This is a genomic window from Kitasatospora sp. NPDC059973, assembly GCF_042737525.1.
Taxonomy (GTDB): Bacteria; Actinomycetota; Actinomycetes; order Streptomycetales; family Streptomycetaceae; genus Kitasatospora.
This window is the reverse complement of the sequence record NZ_JBHWUI010000048.1, coordinates 22530-42855: the sequence shown is the minus strand read 5'-3', so window position 1 is coordinate 42855 and position 20326 is coordinate 22530. Positions and strand designations below refer to the sequence as shown.

The window sequence follows — 20326 nt, the reverse complement described above, 5'->3', positions numbered from 1 at the left end:
GGCCCCGGGCGGGCCGCCGCGGGCGCCGGCGGGGCGGTCCGGGCCCGTCGAACGCGACGGCCGAAACCCGCCGGACACCGGGCGGTCCGGGCGGCAGGCTGGGCGGCATGAGCGATCCCACCGCACCCGTCCCGGCCGTCCGCCCGATCGAGCCGGCCGTCCACCGCGCCCTGCTGGAACGCGACGACGCGGGGCGCCCGCCGGTCCGGTCGGTGGACCGGACCGGCGGGGCCCCGCTGCGCTGCTGCCTCACCCGGGCGCTGCCCGGCGACCGGATCGCGCTGGTCGGCTACGCGCCGCTGCGCCGCTGGGCCGCCGAGACCGGCGCCGACCCGGGCCCGTACGACGAGGTCGGCCCGGTCTTCCTGCACGACCACGCCTGCGCCGGAGCGGGCCCGGCCTGGCCGGCCGGGTACCACCTGGGCGCGCGGGTGCTGCGGGCCTACGACCGGCACGGCCACATCCTGGGCGGGGTGCCCGTCACCCCCGACACCGCCGAGGCGGCCGCCGCGGAGCTGCTCGCCGACCCGGAGGTGGCCGTGGTGCACGTCCGCGCCGTGGAGTTCGGCTGCTTCCAGCACGAAGTCCGCCGGGCCTGAGGCCCGGCGCCGGCGGGTCAGTCGCCGGTGCGGGCCACGCCGATCGGGCAGCTGGCGCCGGTGCCGCCGAGGCCGCAGTAGCCGTTCGGGTTCTTGGCGTCGGACAGGTACTGCTGGTGGTACGGCTCGGCCGGGTAGAACGGGCCCGCCGGGGCGATCTCGGTGGTGATCGGCCCCAGGCCGATCGCCGTCAGCGCCGGCTGGAACGCCTCGCGGCTCGCGGCCACCGTCGCGGCCTGGGCCGGGGAGTGGGTGTAGACGGCGGACCGGTACTGGGTGCCGACGTCATTGCCCTGCCGGTTGCCCTGGGTCGGGTCGTGCGCCTCCCAGAAGGTCTTCAGCAGCCGCTCGTACGAGACGACCGCCGGGTCGAAGACCACCCGGACCGCCTCGGTGTGCCCCGTCCGGCCGCTGCACACCTCCTCGTACGTGGGGTTGGGGGTGTGCCCGCCCTGGTAGCCGACCAGGGTCGTCCAGACGCCGGGCAGTCGCCAGAACGTGCGCTCGGCGCCCCAGAAGCAGCCCAGCCCGAAGTCGGCCACCTCCAGCCCGGCCGGGTACGGGCCGGTGAGCGGGGTGCCGAGCACGGTGTGCGGCTCGCGCAGGGTGAAGCCCGGCGTCTCCCGGCCGGGCAGCGCCTGGTCGGCGGGGACGAGCGAGGTCTTGTCGCGGTTGAACAGCACGGCCTGCTCCAGCTGGGTCGGGAACCGTTGTGCAGCTTTCAACGCTCACGGCCGCCGCCGGATTCCGGGCAGCCCCGGCGCTTTCCGGACGGCGGCGACCCTTCCGGGAGGCGCACCGGCATTCGCCCACTACGCTCGTTGTCATGACCGAGCACCAGCTTCCCCAGGGCTTCGAGACCCTCGCCATCCACGCGGGTCAGGAAGCAGACCCCCAGACCGGGGCCGTCGTCACGCCGATCTACCAGGTGTCCACCTACAAGCAGGACGGGGTGGGCGGCCTCCGGGGCGGCTACGAGTACAGCCGTAGCGCCAACCCGACCCGGACCGCGCTGGAGGAGTGCCTCGCGGCACTGGAGGGCGGCTCCCGCGGCCTGGCCTTCGCCTCCGGCCTGGCCGCCGAGGACACCCTGCTGCGCACCATCCTCAAGCCGGGCGACCACATCGTGATCCCCAACGACGCCTACGGCGGCACCTTCCGGCTCTTCGCCAAGGTCCTGACCCGCTGGGGCGTCGAGTTCTCCGTCGCGAACTTCCAGGACCTGGCGACCGTCCGCGAGGCGCTGCGCCCCAACACCCGCGCGGTCTGGGTGGAGACCCCGTCCAACCCGCTGCTGGGCATCACCGACCTGACCGCGCTGGCCGAGGTCGCGCACGGCGCCGGCGCGCTGCTGGTGGTCGACAACACCTTCGCCAGCCCGTACCTGCAGCAGCCGATCGCGCTCGGCGCGGACGCCGTCGTGCACTCCACCACCAAGTACATGGGCGGCCACTCGGACGTCGTGGGCGGTGCGCTGGTGCTGGCCGAGGCCGGCCTCGGCGAGGAGGTCGCCTACCACCAGAACGCGATGGGCGCCGTCTCCGGCCCGTTCGACGCCTGGCTGGTGCTGCGCGGCATCAAGACGCTCGGCGTCCGGATGGACCGGCACAGCTCGAACGCGGAGAAGGTCGCCGAGCTGCTGGCGGGCCACCCCAAGGTGAGCCAGGTGCTCTACCCGGGCCTGCCCGAGCACCCCGGCCACGACATCGCCGCCAAGCAGATGAAGGCGTTCGGCGGCATGGTCTCGTTCCGCGTCAACGGCGGCGAGGAGGCGGCGGTCGAGGTCTGCAACCGCACGCAGCTCTTCACCCTCGGCGAGTCGCTGGGCGGCGTCGAGTCGCTGATCGAGCACCCGGGCCGGATGACCCACGCCTCGGTGGCCGGTTCGGCCCTGGAGGTGCCCGCCGACCTGGTACGCGTCTCGGTCGGCATCGAGTCGATCGACGACCTGCTGGCCGACCTCCAGCAGGCCCTCGGCTGACGGTGCCTAGCCGCCCTGCCGGCCCGCCGTGTACGACTCCATGGAGTGGTTGAAGCGGGCCAGCAGGGCGCAGAACGCGCGCTGTTCCTCGGGCGGCCAGTCGGCCACCAGCCGGCGGGCCAACTCGGCCCGCCCGGCACGGACTTCGGCCAGCCGGCGGGCACCGATCGGGGAGAGGGCGAGCCGTACGGCCCGGCGGTCGGCCGGGTCCTGGACCCGGCCGACCAGCCCGGCCGCGACCAGCGGGGCGACCTGCCGGGTGACGGTGGAGGAGTCGACGCCCAGGGCGTCGGCCAGCGCCTTGACGTTGGCGGGTCCGTGCCGCTCCAGCCGGTCGAGCAGCAGATAGGCGGCCCGGTCCAGGACGCCCACCCCGTCGGAGCTGCGGACCTGTTCCATGCGCCGGGCGAACACCGCCAGCTGGTACTGGAGTTGGGCGTGCAGGGGGTCGGTGCGGTCGGTGGCCTGGGGCGAGGTCGTCGTCATCGCGGCTCACGATCGTCGTGCGGTGAGGGAGGCTCAGGACCAGCAGCGTACGCGGGCCGGGCGGGCCCGGGAACAGTGCCGACATCCCGGGTTGGCACTCCCGCCCGCCGTAGGCTGGCGCCATGCACAGCTGGCCGATCACCATCGACGATGTCCGCGGCGCCCAGAAGATGCTCGCCGGGGTCGCCCGGGTGACACCGATGGAGGGCAGCCGGCACCTGTCCGCGCTGATCGGCGCGCCGGTCCACCTGAAGTGCGAGAACCTCCAGCGCACCGGTTCGTTCAAGCTGCGCGGGGCGTACGTGCGGATCGCGGGGCTCTCGCCGGTGCAGCGGGCCGGCGGGGTGGTCGCGGCGAGCGCCGGGAACCACGCCCAGGGCGTGGCGCTGGCGGCCGCGCTGCTCGGGGTCCGCTCGACGGTCTTCATGCCGGTGGCCGCGCCGCTGCCCAAGGTCGCGGCGACCCGCGAGTACGGCGCCGAGGTCCGGCTGTCCGGTGCCACGGTGGACGAGGCGCTGCGGGCCGCGCAGCGCTACTCGGAGGCGACCGGCGCGGTCTTCATCCACCCCTTCGACCACTGGGACGTGGTCACCGGGCAGGCCACCGTCGGCCTGGAGATCCTGGAGCAGTGCCCGGAGGTGCGCACCATCCTGGTCGGGGTGGGCGGCGGCGGGCTGCTGGCCGGGATCGCGGCGGCGGTGAAGCCGATCCGCCCGGACGTGCGGGTGATCGGGGTGCAGGCGGCCGCCGCGGCCGCGTACCCGCCCTCGCTGGCGGCGGGCCGGCCGGTGACGCTGGAGCGCTACGCCACCATGGCGGACGGGATCATGGTCGGCCGGCCCGGGGACATCCCGTTCGAGGTGATCAACGCTCTGGCGGACGGTGTGCGGACGGTCTCCGAGGACTCCCTCTCGCGGGCCCTGCTGCTCGGCCTGGAGCGGCTGAAGCTGGTGGTGGAGCCGGCCGGGGCGAGCCCGGTGGCGGCCCTGCTGGAGCAGCCGGAGTCCTTCGAGGGCCCGGTGGTGGCGGTGCTCTCGGGCGGCAACATCGACCCGCAGCTGATGCAGCGGGTGCTGCGGCACGGTCTGGCGGCGGCCGGGCGCTACCTGTCGCTGCGGGTGCGGCTGGCGGACCGGCCGGGCGCGCTGGCGGACCTGCTCGGGGTGCTCACCCGGGTGGACGCGAACGTGCTGGACGTGGCGCACGTGCGGATCGACCCGCAGCTCGGGCTGACCGAGGTCGAGGTGGACCTCCATCTGGAGACCAAGGGGCCCGAGCACTGCGCGGTGGTGGTCGGGGAGCTGCGCGAAGCCGGGTACGTCGTCTCGCACTGAGCGCGCGCGCCCGGCGCCGGATGCCTCCGGCCCCTCGGAGCGGCGGCCGAGTCGCCCGCCCGGCGAGGACCGAGTCGCCCGCCTGCCCGCATTCGGGGCAGAGTGGGACAGACCACTGGAATTCGCCCAAGCGACAGCGCCCCTGTCGTCCGAGGAGATGAGGCAGGCCATGGCGCCAGCCATCCAAGCCGAGAACCTGGTGAAGACCTTCGGTGACGTACGAGCCCTGGACGGCGTCAGCCTCGACGTCCCCGAGGGCACGGTGCTGGGGCTGCTCGGCCCGAACGGAGCCGGCAAGACCACCACCGTGCGCGTCCTCACGACCCTGCTCCGGCCCGATTCCGGCCGTGCGGTGGTCGCCGGGGTCGAGGTCCTCAAACACCCCAACCAGGTGCGCAGCCTGATCGGCCTCTCCGGCCAGTACGCCGCCGTCGACGAGTACCTCACCGGGTTCGAGAACCTGCAGATGGTCGGCGAGCTGTACCAGATGACCGGCCGGGCGGCGAAGGCCCGGGCGCTGGAGTTGCTGGAGTGGTTCAACCTCTCCGAGGCCAGGGACCGCACCGCCAAGACCTACTCCGGCGGCATGCGGCGCCGGCTCGACCTGGCCGCCGCGCTGGTCGTCCGGCCGCCGGTGATGTTCCTGGACGAGCCGACCACCGGACTCGACCCGCGCAACCGGCTGGCCCTCTGGGAGGTCATCGAGACCCTGGTGGAGCAGGGCACCACCCTGCTGCTCACCACCCAGTACCTGGAGGAGGCGGACCGCCTCGCCCACGACATCGCCGTGGTCGACCACGGCCGGGTGATCGCCCGCGGCACGGCCGACCAGCTCAAGGCGCAGATCGGCGGCGAGCGGATCGAGGTCGTGGTGCACCGCGCCGACCTCGTCGCCGAGGCCGTCGAGGCGCTGTCCGAGTACGCCAAGGGCGATCCGGCGGTGGAGAAGAACACCCGCCGGATCACCGTGCCGGTCAGCGGTGGCGCGCGAGTGCTCGCCGACGCCATCCGCGAGCTGGACGCCCGCTCCATCGAGATCGACGACATCGGCCTGCGCCGCCCGACCCTGGACGACGTCTTCCTCTCGCTCACCGGCCACGTCACGGCGGCCGAGGACGAGGAGGGCGGCGCCGCCGGCAGGGTCCGGGGCAAGGGGCACGGCGGGCACGGCGGGGGACGGGCCGGCGAGGACGGCCAGGGCCCGGACCAGCAGGCCGTCCCCGCCGGAAAGGAACGGTGAGATGACCACTGCCACCGAGCACGCCATCGGCGGGGCGGTACCGAAGCAGCGCCGGGGCGCGGCGGCCACCCTGCACGACTCCTGGGTGGTCGCCCGGCGCAACCTGCGCCGGATGACCCGGATCCCCGAGATCGTGGTCTTCGGACTGATGCAGCCCGTGATGTTCGTGCTGCTGTTCTCCTACGTCATGGGCGGGGCGATCCAGATCCCCGGGACGCAGGCCAGCTCCGACTCGTACATCCAGTTCCTGATGGCCGGCATCTTCGCCCAGACGGTCACCTTCGCGACGGCCGGTGCCTCCGCCGGCATCGCGGAGGACATGACCAAGGGGCTGGTCGACCGCTTCCGCTCGCTGCCGATGGCCCGCTCGGCGGTGCTGGTCGGCCGCACCCTGGCCGACCTCTGCCAGACCGCCTTCACCCTGGTGGTGCTGGCGGTGGTGGCGCTGCTGGTCGGCTGGCGGATCCACGAGGGGGTGCCGAAGGCGCTCGCCGCGTTCGGGCTGCTGCTCCTGCTCGGCTACGCGTTCTCCTGGATCGGCGCGCTGATCGGCCTCTCGGTCCGCAGTCCCGAGGCGGCCACCTCGGCCGGGCTGATCTGGCTCTTCCCGCTGACCTTCATCTCCAACGCCTTCGTGCCGATCAGCTCGATGCCGGGCTGGTTGCAGGGGATCGCCTACTGGAACCCGTTCAGCGCCACCGTGCAGGCCTGCCGCAACCTCTTCGGCAACCAGGTCGGGCCGGTGGACAGCGCCTGGCCGATGCAGCACGCGGAGCTGATGTCGGTGCTCTGGTCGGTGCTGATCACCGCCGTCTTCTCCTGGCTGTCGGTGCGCAAGTACCGCTCGGCCTCGGGCTGAGCCCGGCCCGGCGGCCGGCCGCCGGGATGCCGCGAGGGCGGCCGTGGACCTCGTCCACGGCCGCCCTCGGCGTCAGGTGCGGGGGATCAGCCGTTGTGCGGCTTGGCGTCGGTGACGGTGACCGAGGCGGCCTTGCCGTTCGGCAGCTCGTACGTCGCCTCGTCGCCGACCTTCTTGCCGTCGATGGCGCGGCCCAGCGGCGACTGCGGGGAGTACACGTCGAGGTCGTCGCTGCCGGCCATCTCGCGCGAGCCGAGCAGGAAGGTCATGGTGTCGTCCTCGTCGCCGTCGAAGGCGACCGTGACGACCATGCCGGGGGCCACCACGCCGGAGTCCGCGGGGGCCTCGCCGACCTTGGCGCGCTCCAAGAGCTGGGTGAGCTGGCGGATCCGCAGCTCGTACTTGCCCTGCTCCTCCTTGGCCGCGTGGTAACCGGCGTTCTCCTTGAGGTCACCCTCCTCGCGCGCCGCCTCGATCTTCTGGGCGATCTCGATGCGCCAGGGGCCGCTCAGATGCTCCAGCTCGGCCTTGAGCTGGTCATAGCCGGACTGAGTGAGCCAGGTCACGTTCTCGCTGGTCTGGGTCACGGGTGCTCCTCGTAGGTGCTGGGGCTGTGCTGAGGGTGTGAGTCGTCAGCAGGGTGGCGGTGGAGATATCGGTCGTAACTACAAAGCAACGCCCGCTCCCGTACCTCTCGGTGCGGAAGGGGCGAAACCACGAGCCTAACAACTCCGGCCGACAAGCGGGAGAGTCGTCGGCGCGTCATTGACGACAGCATTGCGCCGAGATGTACAGGACCGGTGTGCGGGACATCCTGACGGATTCCCGCTCTTCCGATCGAATATGCGCCCGGGCGGGTCGCGATCGACGGCCGCTACTTCGCCGGCGTGCATCCCAGCAGCTCGGCGGTGGTGCCGCGGGCGGTGGTCCGCAGGCTGACCACGGCGTCGTAGTCGCCGCCGGCGGCCGGCACGGGGAAGTCGGCCACCCCGACCACCGCGCCGTTCTCGCCCTGCGAGCGGACGGTGCAGCTGCCCGCCGTGCCGTCGCTCTTGCGCACCGCCAGGTGCAGCTGCACCTCGGTGTCCGAGACGGCCTGGAAGGAGGGGACGCTGCCGTTGATGGTGGTCTCGCGGATCAGGTACGAGCTGCCCAGCCAGGCCACCAGGCCCAGCCCCAGCACGCCGCAGACCGCACCCGCCACCTTGAGACGGCGGTCGGACTCGCGGTCGCCGCGCCGGCCGTAGCGCCCCTCGGGCAGCTGCGGGGTGGTGGTGCCTGCGCTCATCGGGCTCAGTCCTCTCCGGGAGGTACCCCCCGCGGTGGTGCCGGGGGAATGCGACGCTCCTCCAGTCCGTCACTATAGGAGGGGCACGCCCGCGGCCGGTCCGGCGGGGGCGCTGCTCGGCCGTGTCGGCGTCGTGCCGGCGGCGTGGTGAGGTCCTGCCGCGGCGCTCCCGGCGGCGGGCCCGCGGTGACGCGGCCCGAACCGAGCGGCTCGGACGGTGGGCAGACCGGACTTCGCGGAAGGCCCAGACATTGTGGAAGGAACGCACGCGTTGACTGAGCAGTTGCGACTGATGGCGGTGCACGCCCACCCGGACGACGAGTCCAGCAAGGGCGCTGCCACCATGGCCATGTACGTCGACCAGGGGGTGGATGTGCTGGTGGCCACCTGCACCGGGGGGGAACGCGGGTCGGTCCTCAATCCGAAGCTGCAGGGCAAGCCGGAGATCGAGGAGAACATCCACGAGGTCCGGCGCAAGGAGATGGACGAGGCGCGCCGGATCCTCGGGGTCCGGCAGGCCTGGCTGGGCTTCGTCGACTCGGGCCTGCCCGAGGGCGACCCGCTGCCGCCGCTGCCCGAGGGGTGCTTCGCCCTGAAGGACGTCGCGGAGGCGGCCGAGCCGCTGGTCCGGCTGATCCGCGAGTTCAAGCCGCAGGTCATCACGACCTACGACGAGAACGGCGGCTACCCGCACCCGGACCACATCATGACCCACAAGATCACCATGCTGGCCTTCGACGCCGCCGGTGACCCGGACGCCTACCCGGAGTCCGGTGAGCCCTGGCAGCCGCTGAAGGTCTACTACAACCACGGCTTCCCGATGGGCCGGATCCGCGAGCTGCACGCGTACCTCACCGAGCACGGCCACGAGTCGCCGTACGGCGAGTGGATCGAGGGCTGGGAGAAGAGCGGCCGCAAGGAGCGCGAGATCACCACCCGGGTCCGCTGCGACGACTGGTTCGAGACCAGGGACCGCGCGCTGATCGCGCACGCCACCCAGATCGACCCGGACGGGCCGTGGTTCCGCGTCCCGCTGGAGGTCCAGCGCGAGGTCTGGCCGACCGAGGACTACGAGCTGGCCCGGACCCTGATCGACGTCGACCTGCCGGAGGACGACCTGTTCGCCGGCCTGCGCACCCCCACCCTGGCCGCCGAGGCCACCGACACGCGCGACTGAACCACCCCCCGATGGCCCGGCTCCCCGTGAGCCGGGCCACCATAGAGATATGAGTGCCCCCGTGAACCTCACCCACCTCGCCGCCGAGCTCGCCCTCGACGAGACCAAGGTGACCCCCGGACTGCTGGGCTTCGTCGTCTTCGCCGCCCTCGGCGTCGCCACCTGGTTCCTGGTCAAGTCGATGAACAAGCAGTTCAAGCGCGTCGACTTCGTCGAGGAACCGGAGGCTCCGAAGGAGTGAGGGCCGCCCCCTCCACGCGCGCGACGCGCGAGGGCGGGGGCATCCGAACCGTCTCGCGGACGCGACTGCCGCCCCGCGCGCCTCACCCGGCGGCGACTCCCGGCGTCAGGCGGAGCCGCTCCGGGCGGGCCGGCGGGCGCAGCCGCGCGGGCGGCAGCAGATCGCGGCGGTCCTGCCACGCCAGCAGCCGGGTCCGGGCCTGCGCGTCGTGCTCCTCGGCCGCCGCGTCCGCGGTGGGGCCGGTCGCGGCAGGGCCGGGGGCCGCCTCGCGCAGCAGCACCCGGACCGGGCGGTCCTCGCCGCCGGGCAGGACGTCCAGGACACGGAAGCGCGAGCCGGGCGGGAAGACCACCTCCGGGTCGCCGTCGTCGGCGATCACGGACGTCCGGCGGCCGGTGGCCGACCAGACGAGGAACTCCGTCGACGTCCCCGGGGCGAGGTCGGCCTCCGGAGTGCCGACGACCGGAGCGGGCTCGGTCAGCAGCGCCCCCAGCACGTAGTGGCGCAGCACCTCCTCGCCCGCGTCCGAGCCCAGCAGCACGGCGCCCCGGTGGTTGGGCAGCCGGCGCAGCCCGGAACCCAGGCACGCCAGGTACAGCTCCAGCGGTCCCGGTCCGCCGGGCCGGCGCGCCGCGGCCACCAACTCGGTGCGGGACGCGGGGATCCCGGTGTCGGCGTGGTGCAGGTACACGGCCGCGAGGTCGTCCTTCAGGTCGTCGCGGGGCTGTGACCGCAGCGCCGGCAGCCGCAGGGCGACCTGCTCGGCCTGGCTGGCGTAGCGGTGGAAGTGCGGGCCGAGCAGGGCCCGGAAGGCGGCCCGTTCGGCGGCGGTGGACGGCCGCCCCGAGCTGAAGGCGCCGTCCGGCGCGATGAGCCGGGGCACGGCGGGGACCTCGGCCGTGTCCTCGCCGTCGCCGTCGCCCGCGCCGCCCGGTGCGGTCGTGGGCTCGGCGGCGTGGTCGGTGGTGGTGGGCAGGATGACGGTGGGTTCGGTGTCCGGCCCGGGGGAGCCGGTGGACTCCGGGCCCGTCTCCCCGGGCGCGTGCGCCGGTCCGGCCTCCGGGCCGGGGGCGTCCGTGCCGTCCGGGTCCTGCCCGGCGGGGCCGGGCCCGGGTGCGGGGGAGGGGCCGGTGGACGTGGCGGTCGGCGTCGGCAGGGCCGGGAGGCCGGCATCGGTGGCGGGTTCGGTCGCGGGTGTGGTCAAGGGGGCGGGCGCGCGGGTGGGGCCGTTCAGGAGCAGTCCCGGTACCGCCGCGCCCGGGACGGTGAGGGCCGTCAGCAGGCCGTCCACGACGGCGAGCACCTCCGCCGGCACCGTCCGGCCGGCCGAGCCGACGATGAGCAGGGGGCGGTCCGGCCCGGGGTCGAGCAGCCGCGGGCCGTGGTCCGGCGGCGGGTCGTCGGGGCGCAGCCACAGGCCGGCCGGCACCGCCTCCAGGCGCCAGCCCGCCACCGGCGCGCGGTAGAGCGCGGGGCCGTCGGGCGGGGTGCCGTCGGGCAGGGGGCGCCAGGCGGAGGCGACCACGCGGCCCCGCCCGGGTGAAGCGGTCAGCTCGGTCAGCCACGGCTCCCAGCCGGGCGTGCCGTCGGCGGCCAGGACGCGGGCGGAGCAGCCGTCCGCGGTGCGCATCGGCAGGCCGACGGCGGCCCGGACGTCGCGGCCCAGCTCGGCCGCGAGGGCGGCGGTCAGCGCGACCAGCGCCGCGGTGGCCGCCCAGGGCGCGCTCACCAGCAGCTCGGCCGGAACGGGCCGGACCCGGGCCAGCCGTTCGGCGACCCCGGCGGCCGCGGGCAGGGGCGCGCCAGGGTGGCCGACGACCAGGACCAGGGTGCCCGGCGCCGCCGTGGCGAGGTCCAACGGGCCGGAACGGACATCGGGGGCGGACTCGCCGTGGAGCCAGTAGCCGCCCGGCAGCTCGGTCACCAGCGGGCCCCCGCCGAGCGGGTCGCGCTCGTCGCCCGCCACCGGCGCCGGGGCGGGCGGAAGTGCCTGAGGGGCCGTCGGGCCCGTCGCGGCCGGTACGGGTGTGCCGGGTACCGGTACGGCGGGGGCGGACGCCGCCCGAGGGGCCGGCCCGGCGCTCCCGGGCCGCGGTGTCCGAGGCTCCGCCGGGTCTGCCGCCCGCACCCGGGCGGCCGTCACGTCCGCCGTCTCCGGCAGCGGCCACACCGGCCCGAGCCGGCGGGCCGGGCCGGCCGGAGTGAACAGCCACCAGGATGCCGGCGATCCCGGGCCGGCCCCGTCGGCCAGCAGGGTCCCGTCGGGCCGCAGGGTGACGACGCCGTCCGGGGCGACGATGCCGGTGGCGGCCAGTTCGGCGATCCGCTGGGCGGGCCGTCTGCCGTCCGGCTGGGCGGTGGCCAGGCCGGAGGCCGCCAGGACCAGGATCCCGGCCCGCCGGACGGCCGCGGTGCGCGCCAGCTCCGCCAGGCTCGCGAGCAGGACGGGCTGCGCGTCGGCGGCCGCCGCCAGCACCGTCACGGTCCCCACCACGGACGGCAGTGCGGCGAGCGCGGCGGCGAGTTCGGCGGGCAGCGCTGGTGCCGCCCCGGCCCCGTGCGCGGACCCGTGCGCCGCGCCGGGTGCGATGACGAAGTGCGGACCCGCCTCGTGCAGCACCGCGGGGGCCGGGGCGTCGCGGTGACGGGTCAGCCAGCGCCGCACCGGCGCGGCGCTCACCGCTGCGCCCCTGCGTCCTCGTCGACGGCGGCGGTCTGCACCTGCACCGTGCGGCGCCGGGTGATGTGCAGGGCCCGCCCGGGCGGGAGGGCGCGGGGCTTGGTGTTGCCGAACAGGAAGCCCTCGCTCGGCGGGCAGGACAGCAGCGCCACCGGGGTGTTGACCTCCTCCAGTTTGCGCAGGAGCTGGTCCGAGGAGGCCCGTCCGATGCCGTTGGCGCTGCGCGCCACGATCAGGTGCAGGCCCAGCTCGACACCCTGCGCCAGGTAGTCCAGCAGCGGTGCGAACGGGTGGGCGGACATCCCGCCGGGGGAGCCGGCGACCAGCTCGTAGTCGTCGACCAGGATGAACAGCTCCGGGCCCTCCCACCAGTCCCGCAGCCGCAGCCGTTCCGGCGGGATGTCCACGCCGGGAAGCCGGTTGGCCATCGCCCGCGCCGCGCCGTCGACGATCTGACGCAGCGCGTCCACGGCGACCGCGTGCCCGAGCCGGTACTCCTGCGGTACCGCGCCCTGCAGCACCCGGCGGTAGTCGACCAGCATGATCCGCGCCTGGTCGGGGCGGTAGGCGCTGGTGATGCCGGCCGCCACCAGTTTCAGGAGGTTCGTCTTGCCCGACTCGCTGTCACCGACCACCACCAGGTGCGGCGTCTCCTCGAAGTCGTGCCACAGCGTGTCCATCGAGACGTCCTGGAGCCCCAGCGGGACGCGCAGTCGGCCCTCGGGGGCGGGCAGCGCGGCGGCGGGCAGCTGCAGCGGCAGCATCCGGACCTCGGGCGCGCGCGCCCCCGTCCAGTGCTCCGCCACGGCGTCGACCAGGTCCGCCACCCCGTCGCCGAGGTCGTCGGTGCTGCCGGTGCCGTCCATCCGGGGCAGCGCGGTGAGGAAGTGCAGTTCCTCGGCGGTCAGACCGCGGCCGGGGAGCTTGGGGACCGTCGCGGCGACCCGCATGCCGATCGCGGAGTCGACGGGGTCACCGAGCCGCAGCTCGAACCGGGTGCCCAGCAGGTCGCGCAGCGCGCCGGTGACCTCGCCCCAGCGGGTGGTGCCCACGATCAGGTGGATGCCGTAGTTGAGGCCGCGCTGGGCGATCAGGGTCAGCGCCGGCGCGAGGTCGGGGAACTCCTGGCGCACGGTGTTCCAGCCGTCGATCACCAGGAAGACGTCGCCGTGCGCCTCCTGCGGCAGCTGACCCGCCGCCAGCATCCGGCGGAAGGCCGCCACCGAGTCGATGCCGAGCTCGGCGAAGCGCAGCTCGCGCCGCGCGAGGATCGCGTTGACCTCCGCGACCGTGCGCACCACCCGCTCGGGGTCGTGCCGACCGGTGACCCCGCCCACGTGCGGCAGACCGCGCAGCGCGGAGAGCGTGCCGCCGCCGAAGTCCAGGCAGTAGAACTGCACTTCGCGCGGGGTGTGGGTGAGGGCGAGCGCCGTCATCAGGGCCCGCAGCAGGGTGGACTTGCCGCTCTGCGGACCACCCGCGATCCCCACGTGGCCGTCGGCCCCCGAGAGGTCGGCGGTGAGCAGGTCGCGCACCTGGTGGAAGGGCCGGTCGACGACGCCGACCGGCACGCTCAGGGTGCCGCGGCCCGTACCGCCCTCGGTGGTCAGCCCGTACTCCGGGTGCGGCGCCAGCGGCGGCAGCAACTCGTCCAGGGTGGGCGGCACCCCCAGCGGCGGCAGCCACACCTGGTGCGCCGGCGGTCCCGCGTCCAGCAGCTTGTCGGCCGCGATGGCGAGCAGGGTGCCACCGTCCTGCGCCTCCTCCACCTGCGGCTCCTCCGGCACCGCGACGGGCTGACGCGGCGCCACGTACCCGGTGCCGTAGACGGCGACCTGCCCGGCCGCGGCCTGCTGGCGCGCGGCCGCGGGGCGCGGCGCCCGGTACGGGCCGGAGACGTACGCGGCCTTGAACCGGGTCAGGGTGGCGATGTCGCTGCGCAGGAACCCGTTGCCGGGCTGGGAGGGCAGGTGGTAGGCGTCCGGCACCCCCAGCACGCCCCGGCTCTCCATCGCCGAGAACGTCCGCAGTCCGACCCGGTACGACAGGTGCGACTCCAGCGCGTGCATCCGGCCCTCGTCCAGACGCTGCGAGGCCAGCAGCAGGTGCACGCCCAGCGAGCGGCCCAGGCGGCCGATCATCACGAACAGATCCATGAAGTCGCGGTGCGCGGCCAGCAGTTCACTGAACTCATCGACCACGACGAACAGCGTCGGCAGCGGCTCCAGATCGGCCCCGCCCGCCCGCGCGGTCTCGTAATCCAGCAGGGAACTGTAGTTGCCCGCCGCCCGCAGCAGCTCCTGGCGGCGCACCAGCTCCCCGTGCAGCGCGTCGCGCATCCGGTCCACCAGCGCCGCCTCGTCGGCCAGGTTGGTGATCACCGCCGAGGTGTGCGGCAGCCGGTCCAGACCCAGGAACGTCGCGCCGCCCTTGAAGTCGACCAGCACGAAGTTCAGCACCTCCGAGGAGTGCGTCAGGGCCAACGCCAGCACCAGCGTGCGCAGCAGCTCCGACTTGCCCGACCCGGTGGCCCCGATCAGCATCCCGTGCGGGCCCATGCCGCCCTGCGCCGACTCCTTGATGTCCAGCTCCACCGGCGTGCCGTCCGCGGCGATCCCCAGCGGCACCCGCAACCGGTCGGCGATCCCGCGCCGCGCCCAGTTCTGCGCCACGTCGTGCCGGTGCAGGTTCCGGATGCCCAGCAGCGACGCCAGGTCGAAGTCACCCGCCAACGGCTCCCCGGCCTCCAGCTGGTCCCCGAGCCGGTAGGGCGCCATCAGCGCGGCCAGCCGCCGCGCCGCCGGCAACGACAACGCGTCGGGCCGGCCCAGCTCGGTCACCTCGTCACGGTGGTTGCGGTCCGCGCCGACCATCGCCAGCCGCCCCTCCTCGATCCGCAGCCGCAGCCGGTGCCGCAGTGGCTTCCACTCCAGCGCCTCACCCAGGTCCAGCAGCACCGCGTTGCGCCACCCCGCCAGCGCCGCCCGGCTGCCGGGACCGGCCGGCACACCGTCCAGCACGATCACCGTGAACGGCTCGTCCCGGCCCGGCTGCGCCTCCGGCTCCCACGGCCCGCGCGCCGCGAACTCCTCGCCCATGACCTGCTCCAGCTCCGCGACCGACCCCGCCACCAGCCGCACCGGCCCCAGCGCGTCGGTGTCCACCGGGTGCAGCGCGTGCGGCAGCCACTTCGCCCACTCCCACTGCTCCCGGTGCTCCGCGTCCGCCACCACCGCGATCCGCAGCTCGTCCGGCGCGTGGAACAGTGCCAGCTGCGCCAGCATCGCCCGCGCCAGTGCCCGCGCCGCCGCCCGGTCGTCACCGCGCAGCAGCACCTGGGCGTACCCGCGCACGTACACCGCGATCGGCTGGTCCGCGACCGTGCCGTAGGCGTGGATGAACCGCCGCAGCGCGTGCGCGCACAACGGCTCCAGGTCCTCCACCGGCTTGGTCGACAGCGGCGCCAGCCGCACCGCCAGCCGCTGGTGCCCCACCCCGACCCGCACGTCACCGAAGTCCGGGTGCGTGCCGCGCCGCTCCCACAGCCGCGAGGTGCGGATCAGCGACGCCACCGCCCCCGGCGCCGGGTGCCGCCAGGCCGCCGCCTCCTGCTGACGCACGGTGTGCCCGCGCACCTGCCTGCGCATCTGTGACAGGTACCGCAGGTAGTCCCGCCGCTCGGCCCGCAGCTCCCGCTTGCGGTCGCTGGAACCGCGGATCAGCTGCGTCACCAGCATGCCCACCGCCGACAGGCCCATCATGCCCATCGCCACGTAGCCGAGCACCCCGCCGCCCTCACCCGGGCGCAGGAACACGAACACCATCGACAGCGAACTCAGCGCCATCGGCGCCATCGAGATCACGCTCGACATGCCGCTCTGCGACTCCGGCAGGACCGGCGGCTCCTGCAACTGGATCTCGCCGTCGGGCATCGCCGGACCGGGACGCCGCGGCGGACGGTCGACCAGCACCACACTCAACGAAAGCGCTCCTCGCACCAGGGGACGGCCCGCACCGCGCGCCGTCGCCCGGGACGCACACCGTCCACCCGGACCACGGCCACCACCCCGCCCCCGGTTCACCCCGCCCGGCCCGCTCGCGCCCGGCCCGCTCCCGCCCGCGGTGAACCAACCACCCCCCGCCATCCGTGCCACCGGGCGGGGAGTGGCCGCCCGACCCGCCACCCCCGGACAGCCCCAGGCGGCCGCGCCCTCTTCCGAGGACCAGCCACCGCCGAGCCGGCCCCGCTCCCAGGCCCCCCGGCCCGGCCGGGGCCGCGGACCACGAGGGAGAACCGTGAACGGGAGCGCCAACGGGGCCGCCGTCGCCGCACTGTGCCGACTGAGGTTCCACGCCCCCCGGGCGGTGTTCGAACTCGCCGTCCCCGCCGACATCCCCCTGGCCGACCTGCTGCCCGCCGTCCTCGCCCACGCCGACCTCGACCCCGCCGAACCGGGTCTCGACGAACAGGGCCTCGAACACGACGGCTGGGTCCTCCAACGCCTCGGCCACCCGCCCCTGGACGAGGAACTCGGCGCCGACGCCCTCGACCTGCGCGACGGCGAGGACCTCTACCTGCGCCCACGCCGCGACGCCCTGCCCGAGGTCCACTACGACGACCTCGCCGACGGCGTCGCCACCGGCATGCGCGAACGCCCCGACACCTGGCGCCCGGCGCTCACCCACCACACCGCCCTCGTCCTGGCCGTCACCGCCCTGGCCGGCGGCATCGCCCTCCTCCTCCTGCCCGGCCCGCCGCAGCTGCGCGCCGGCGCGGCCGCCATCACCGGCCTGTTCCTGCTCCTGGGCGCCCTCAGCGCCTCCCGGGCCGTCGGCGACGCCGCCGCCGGCACCGCCCTCGGCGCCACCGCCGTGCCCTACCTCGCCCTGGCCGGCGCCCTCCTCACCACCGACACCGGACCCTCCGCCACCGGAGCCCGCCTGCTCGCCGGCGGCTGCGCCGGCGCCGGAGCAGCCGTCCTCGCGATGGCCGCCGTCGGCTGCTCCGCCCCGCTCTTCCTCGGCCTGGTCCTGTTCGCCCTGCACGTCACCGCCACCGGCGCCCTGCTGCTCACCGGGCTGACCGCACCCGCCACCGCCGCCGTCCTCGCCGTCCTCCCGGTCGCCACCGCCGGCTTCCTGCCCGGCCTCTGCTTCCGCCTGTCCGGGCTGCGCCTGCCCGCCCTGCCCCGCAACGCCGAGGAACTCCAGGAAGGCATCGAGGCCGTCCCCGCCGCCTCCGTCCGCTCCCGCAGCGTCGTCGCCGACGGCTTCCTCACGGCCTTCCACCTCGCCCTCGCCCCCGTCCTCGCCGGGTGCCTGACCGCCCTCGCCGGTCAGGACGGCTGGGCCCCCACCGCCCTGGCCTGCGCGCTGTCCCTGCTGCTCCTGCTGCACGCCCGCGGCATCGGCGCCATCCCCCAGCGCCTGGCCGTCCTCGTCCCCGGCGCCCTGGGCCCCGCCGTGCTCACCGCCCACCTCGCCGTCGGCCAGTCCCCGTCCGCCCGTCTGGTCCTGCTCGCCGCCCTGCTCGCCACCGGCGCCGTCCTGGCCGCCGTCTCGTGGACCGTCCCGGGCCGACGCCTGCTGCCCTACTGGGGCCGCGCCGCCGACCTGCTGCACACCCTCGCCGCCATCACCGTGCTCCCGCTCGCCCTCTCCGCCGCCGGCGCCTATCAGGCACTACGCGCCATCGCCGGCTGAAACCCGCACCGGCGGCACACCCCACGCCCGGCCCCCGCCCACGCGAGCAACCCGCGCCCCGCCACCGCCCACGCGAGCAACCCGCGCCCCGCCACCGAGGAGAACCACGCCATGCAGTCGAAGCGCGACCAGGTGCAGGCCCACCTGTTCGTGATGGGCCGCCTCGCCACCGGCATGCTCCGCGGCGAACCCGACGCCCCCGACGCCCCCACCGGGCGCACCTCCCGCGGCATCGTCACCGGCATCGTCATCGCCGTCCTCGCCTGCCTGATCGCCGCCGTCTACGGCGTCCTCGTCCCCGGTGGCGCCACCGGCTGGAAGAAACCCGGCACCCTCGTCCTGGTCAAGGAGAGCGGCGCCCGCTACCTCTACCTCGACGGCACCCTCCACCCCCTGCTCAACGAGACGACCGCCCGTCTGATCGCCGGCGAGCAGCTCACCGTCGACCAGGTCAGCGTCCGTTCCCTGGCCGGCACCCCCCGCGGCACCCCGCTCGGCATCCTCGGCGCCCCCGACGGCCTGCCCGCACCCGACCGCCTCGCCACCGCCCCCTGGCTCGCCTGCGCCGCCCTGCGCCCCGGCCCCTCCGGCGCCCGCCGGCCCCAACTGGCCGTCGCCGTCGACCCCACCACCCGCGGCACCGCCCTCACCGACAACCAGGCCCTCCTGGTCACCGCCCCCGACGGCACCACCCACCTGCTGTGGCACGGCCGCCGCCTGCGCCTGGACACCCACAACGGCGCCCGCCTGGCCCTCGGCCAGAGCACCGCCACCGCCCAGCCCGTCCCCCAGGCCTTCCTCAACGCCCTGCCCGCCGGCCCCGACCTCGCCGCCCCCGACATCGACCAGCGCGGCACCCCCGGCCCCGACCTCGCCACCCGCCCCACCCGCATCGGACAACTCTTCACCGGCCCCGGTGGCGACCCCTACCTGCTCACCTCCGCCGGACTCACCCCGCTCACCACGATGGCCTTCGAACTGCTGCGCAACGACTCCCGCACCCAGCAAATCGCCTACCAGGGCGCCGCCGTCACCCCCGCCGCCCTGCGCCCCGCCGACCTCGCCGCCCACAGCGCGCCCCCCGCGACGGCCGCCACCCCCACCACCGCCCTGCCCACCACCCCGCCCGAGCTCCTGACCGCCCCCCAGGGCCGCGACGTCTGCGCCGAGCTGCGCCCGGGCGACCCCGCGCCCACCACCGCCGTCACCCTCCTCGACGACACCGCCCTCCAGGGCCCCGCCCCCGCCGCCCAGCCCGGCGTCGAGGCGGCCTGCGCCACCGCCGACACCATCGCGGTGCGCCCCGGCGGCGGCGCCCTGGTGCGCGCGCTGTCCACCGCCGGCACCGGCACCACCCTCTACCTGGTCACCGACACCGGGGTGAAGTACCCGCTGCCCTCGCCCGAGGTCGCCAAACAGCTCGGCTACGGCGAGGTCGCCCCCCCGGGCCTGCCCGAGGCGCTGCTGACCCTGCTGCCCACCGGCCCCAGCCTCGACCCGGCCGCGCTCACCGGCGCCGCCGCCGCACCGAGCCCGGCCGGCCCCACCTGCCTGCGGTGAACCGCCGCCCCCCGCAGTTCCGTTGAGTCGAGTGAGCCCGGCAGCCGAAGCCGGGCCCGAAGGAAGGAACCCCCGATGGTGGCACCCAACCTGCAGACGGACGACGCGGTTGTCCGGAGCGTCCTGGCGACCCTGGAGACCCACATCGACACGATGATGCGCGCCGCCTCGCAGGTCGAGGCCGTCAACCGAGAGGTCCAGGACCACTTCAAGGCGGCCTGCAGCACCGCCTACCAGCAGAAGATCGAGGACTGGCAGAGCCGCTACCAGCAGCTCAAGAACGCCTACCAGACCTTCCACGCCAACTTCTCCAGCGGCCACGGGCAGGTCAACACCGCCCACGACGAGGCCTTGGAGACCGGGAGCGGCTGGGGCGGCGGCGCCTCCGACGAGGTCCGCAACGGCCTCAACCCCCGCTGACCCAAGCCGCCTCAGACCGCCCCGACGACTCGACCCGACCGAGAGGACCCCCCATGGCCGCCATCCTGCTCAACCACGCCAACATCGACGAGGCCGCCGATGCCCTGACCCAGGCCGGCCAGGGCATGCACAGCGCGATGGACGACTGCGAGGCCGCCATCAAGGCCGCCGAGGCCCAGCTCAGCGGTGACCTCGCCACCGCCGCCCACACCTTCTACCAGGCGCTCGCCACCCAGAACGGCGCCATGAACAACGACATCATCCAGGGCGCCGACGTCCTGCGCACCATGCACGGCCTACTGCGCGACGCCGACAAGCGCGCCGCGGGAGGCATCGGCTGATGGCGACGCCCGAGCCGAACTACGAGCACACCCTCAGCGTCAACAAGGACGACCTCCAATACTTCGCGAACACGGAGATCGGCGGCCTCCTGGACGACCTGAACCAGAACCCCGGTTACAACGTGATGCAGCGGTACGCCGGGATGCTGGACAGCGCGGGCAACTCGCTGCTGGTGGGCAACAAGCTGTTCTTCGCGGACTCGATCGTCCGCGACTTCAAGAACCTGGCCACCGGCCTGGCCACCGACCTCGGCACCCTCAAGGCCCAGATGCGCCAGGCCCAGGTGAAGATCCAGCTCACGCTGACCATCATGGAAGAGGCCCACGAGGAGGCCATGACGGCCGCCGAGATGATGGAGGTCCTCACCAAAGTGTCGACCGCCGCCCCGCCCAAGACCAGCTCACCGTAGAAGCGCT

Annotated in this window: 18 protein-coding genes; 12 read left to right on the top strand and 6 right to left on the bottom strand. The window is 74.8% G+C overall.

The window, feature by feature from the left end:
* Positions 1-107 precede the first annotated feature (107 nt).
* Positions 108-599 (top strand): DUF1203 domain-containing protein, encoded by a 492-nt coding sequence (locus tag ACFWA9_RS15800; RefSeq protein WP_352289872.1) that lies wholly within the window; start codon positions 108-110, stop codon positions 597-599.
* 17 nt (positions 600-616) lie between these two features.
* On the opposite strand, the gene msrA is transcribed toward ACFWA9_RS15800, so the two are convergent.
* Positions 617-1282 (bottom strand): peptide-methionine (S)-S-oxide reductase MsrA, encoded by a 666-nt coding sequence (msrA, locus tag ACFWA9_RS15795; protein WP_352290033.1) that lies wholly within the window; start codon positions 1280-1282, stop codon positions 617-619.
* Between the two features lie 143 nt (positions 1283-1425).
* Between msrA and ACFWA9_RS15790 the strand changes: the two genes are divergently transcribed.
* Positions 1426-2580 (top strand): cystathionine gamma-synthase, encoded by a 1155-nt coding sequence (locus ACFWA9_RS15790; RefSeq protein ID WP_329489359.1) that lies wholly within the window; start codon positions 1426-1428, stop codon positions 2578-2580.
* 6 nt (positions 2581-2586) lie between these two features.
* Here the strand turns inward: ACFWA9_RS15790 and ACFWA9_RS15785 are convergent, their stop codons facing one another.
* Complete coding sequence (locus tag ACFWA9_RS15785; protein WP_329489360.1) at positions 2587-3066, bottom strand: MarR family transcriptional regulator; 480 nt, start codon at positions 3064-3066, stop codon at positions 2587-2589.
* A 122-nt stretch (positions 3067-3188) separates the two neighbouring features.
* Between ACFWA9_RS15785 and ilvA the strand changes: the two genes are divergently transcribed.
* From ilvA to ACFWA9_RS15770, 3 genes are all read left to right on the top strand, one after another.
* The gene (gene ilvA / locus ACFWA9_RS15780; protein WP_359806131.1) at positions 3189-4400 is read left to right on the top strand and encodes a threonine ammonia-lyase; all 1212 of its coding nucleotides are present in this window, start codon (positions 3189-3191) and stop codon (positions 4398-4400) included.
* Positions 4401-4569: 169 nt separating this feature from the next.
* Positions 4570-5640, top strand: coding sequence for an ATP-binding cassette domain-containing protein (locus ACFWA9_RS15775; RefSeq protein WP_380387503.1), 1071 nt, complete (start codon positions 4570-4572; stop codon positions 5638-5640).
* A gap of 1 nt (position 5641) precedes the next feature.
* Positions 5642-6499 carry an ABC transporter permease gene (locus ACFWA9_RS15770; RefSeq protein WP_329489363.1) on the top strand — a complete coding sequence of 286 codons (858 nt, stop codon included), beginning with the start codon at positions 5642-5644 and terminating at the stop codon, positions 6497-6499.
* Between the two features lie 86 nt (positions 6500-6585).
* Here ACFWA9_RS15770 and greA read toward each other — a convergent pair whose 3' ends face one another.
* Both greA and ACFWA9_RS15760 read right to left on the bottom strand, forming a co-directional pair.
* Positions 6586-7086, bottom strand: a complete 501-nt coding sequence (gene greA / locus ACFWA9_RS15765) for a transcription elongation factor GreA (protein ID WP_329489364.1) — start codon at positions 7084-7086, stop codon at positions 6586-6588.
* Between the two features lie 287 nt (positions 7087-7373).
* Positions 7374-7787, bottom strand: coding sequence for a DUF4307 domain-containing protein (locus tag ACFWA9_RS15760; protein ID WP_380387499.1), 414 nt, complete (start codon positions 7785-7787; stop codon positions 7374-7376).
* A 271-nt stretch (positions 7788-8058) separates the two neighbouring features.
* On the opposite strand from ACFWA9_RS15760, the gene mca reads away from it, so the two are divergent.
* Both mca and ACFWA9_RS15750 read left to right on the top strand, forming a co-directional pair.
* A complete protein-coding gene (gene mca, locus ACFWA9_RS15755; RefSeq protein ID WP_329489367.1) occupies positions 8059-8964 on the top strand; it encodes a mycothiol conjugate amidase Mca in 906 nt (301 codons plus the stop codon).
* Positions 8965-9013: 49 nt separating this feature from the next.
* A complete protein-coding gene (locus ACFWA9_RS15750) occupies positions 9014-9205 on the top strand; it encodes a hypothetical protein (RefSeq protein WP_329489368.1) in 192 nt (63 codons plus the stop codon).
* Between the two features lie 82 nt (positions 9206-9287).
* Here ACFWA9_RS15750 and ACFWA9_RS15745 read toward each other — a convergent pair whose 3' ends face one another.
* Entirely contained in the window at positions 9288-11885 is a 2598-nt protein-coding gene (locus ACFWA9_RS15745) for a hypothetical protein (protein WP_380387496.1), read from the bottom strand.
* Positions 11882-15817, bottom strand: a complete 3936-nt coding sequence (gene eccCa, locus ACFWA9_RS15740; protein WP_380387516.1) for a type VII secretion protein EccCa — start codon at positions 15815-15817, stop codon at positions 11882-11884. Before eccCa ends, ACFWA9_RS15745 begins: the two co-directional genes overlap by 4 nt.
* A 364-nt stretch (positions 15818-16181) precedes the next feature.
* Between eccCa and eccD the strand changes: the two genes are divergently transcribed.
* From eccD to ACFWA9_RS15715, 5 genes are all read left to right on the top strand, one after another.
* On the top strand, positions 16182-17588 hold the full coding sequence (eccD, locus tag ACFWA9_RS15735; protein WP_380387493.1) for a type VII secretion integral membrane protein EccD: 1407 nt from the start codon (positions 16182-16184) through the stop codon (positions 17586-17588).
* Between the two features lie 111 nt (positions 17589-17699).
* Entirely contained in the window at positions 17700-19148 is a 1449-nt protein-coding gene (gene eccB / locus ACFWA9_RS15730; protein ID WP_380387490.1) for a type VII secretion protein EccB, read from the top strand.
* A 75-nt stretch (positions 19149-19223) separates the two neighbouring features.
* A complete protein-coding gene (locus ACFWA9_RS15725; RefSeq protein ID WP_380387487.1) occupies positions 19224-19568 on the top strand; it encodes a hypothetical protein in 345 nt (114 codons plus the stop codon).
* A 53-nt stretch (positions 19569-19621) separates the two neighbouring features.
* Entirely contained in the window at positions 19622-19909 is a 288-nt protein-coding gene (locus ACFWA9_RS15720) for a hypothetical protein (protein WP_380387484.1), read from the top strand.
* A complete protein-coding gene (locus tag ACFWA9_RS15715) occupies positions 19909-20319 on the top strand; it encodes a hypothetical protein (protein WP_380387481.1) in 411 nt (136 codons plus the stop codon). The genes ACFWA9_RS15720 and ACFWA9_RS15715 overlap by 1 nt, the downstream gene beginning before the upstream one ends.
* The last annotated feature ends 7 nt before the right edge of the window (positions 20320-20326 follow it).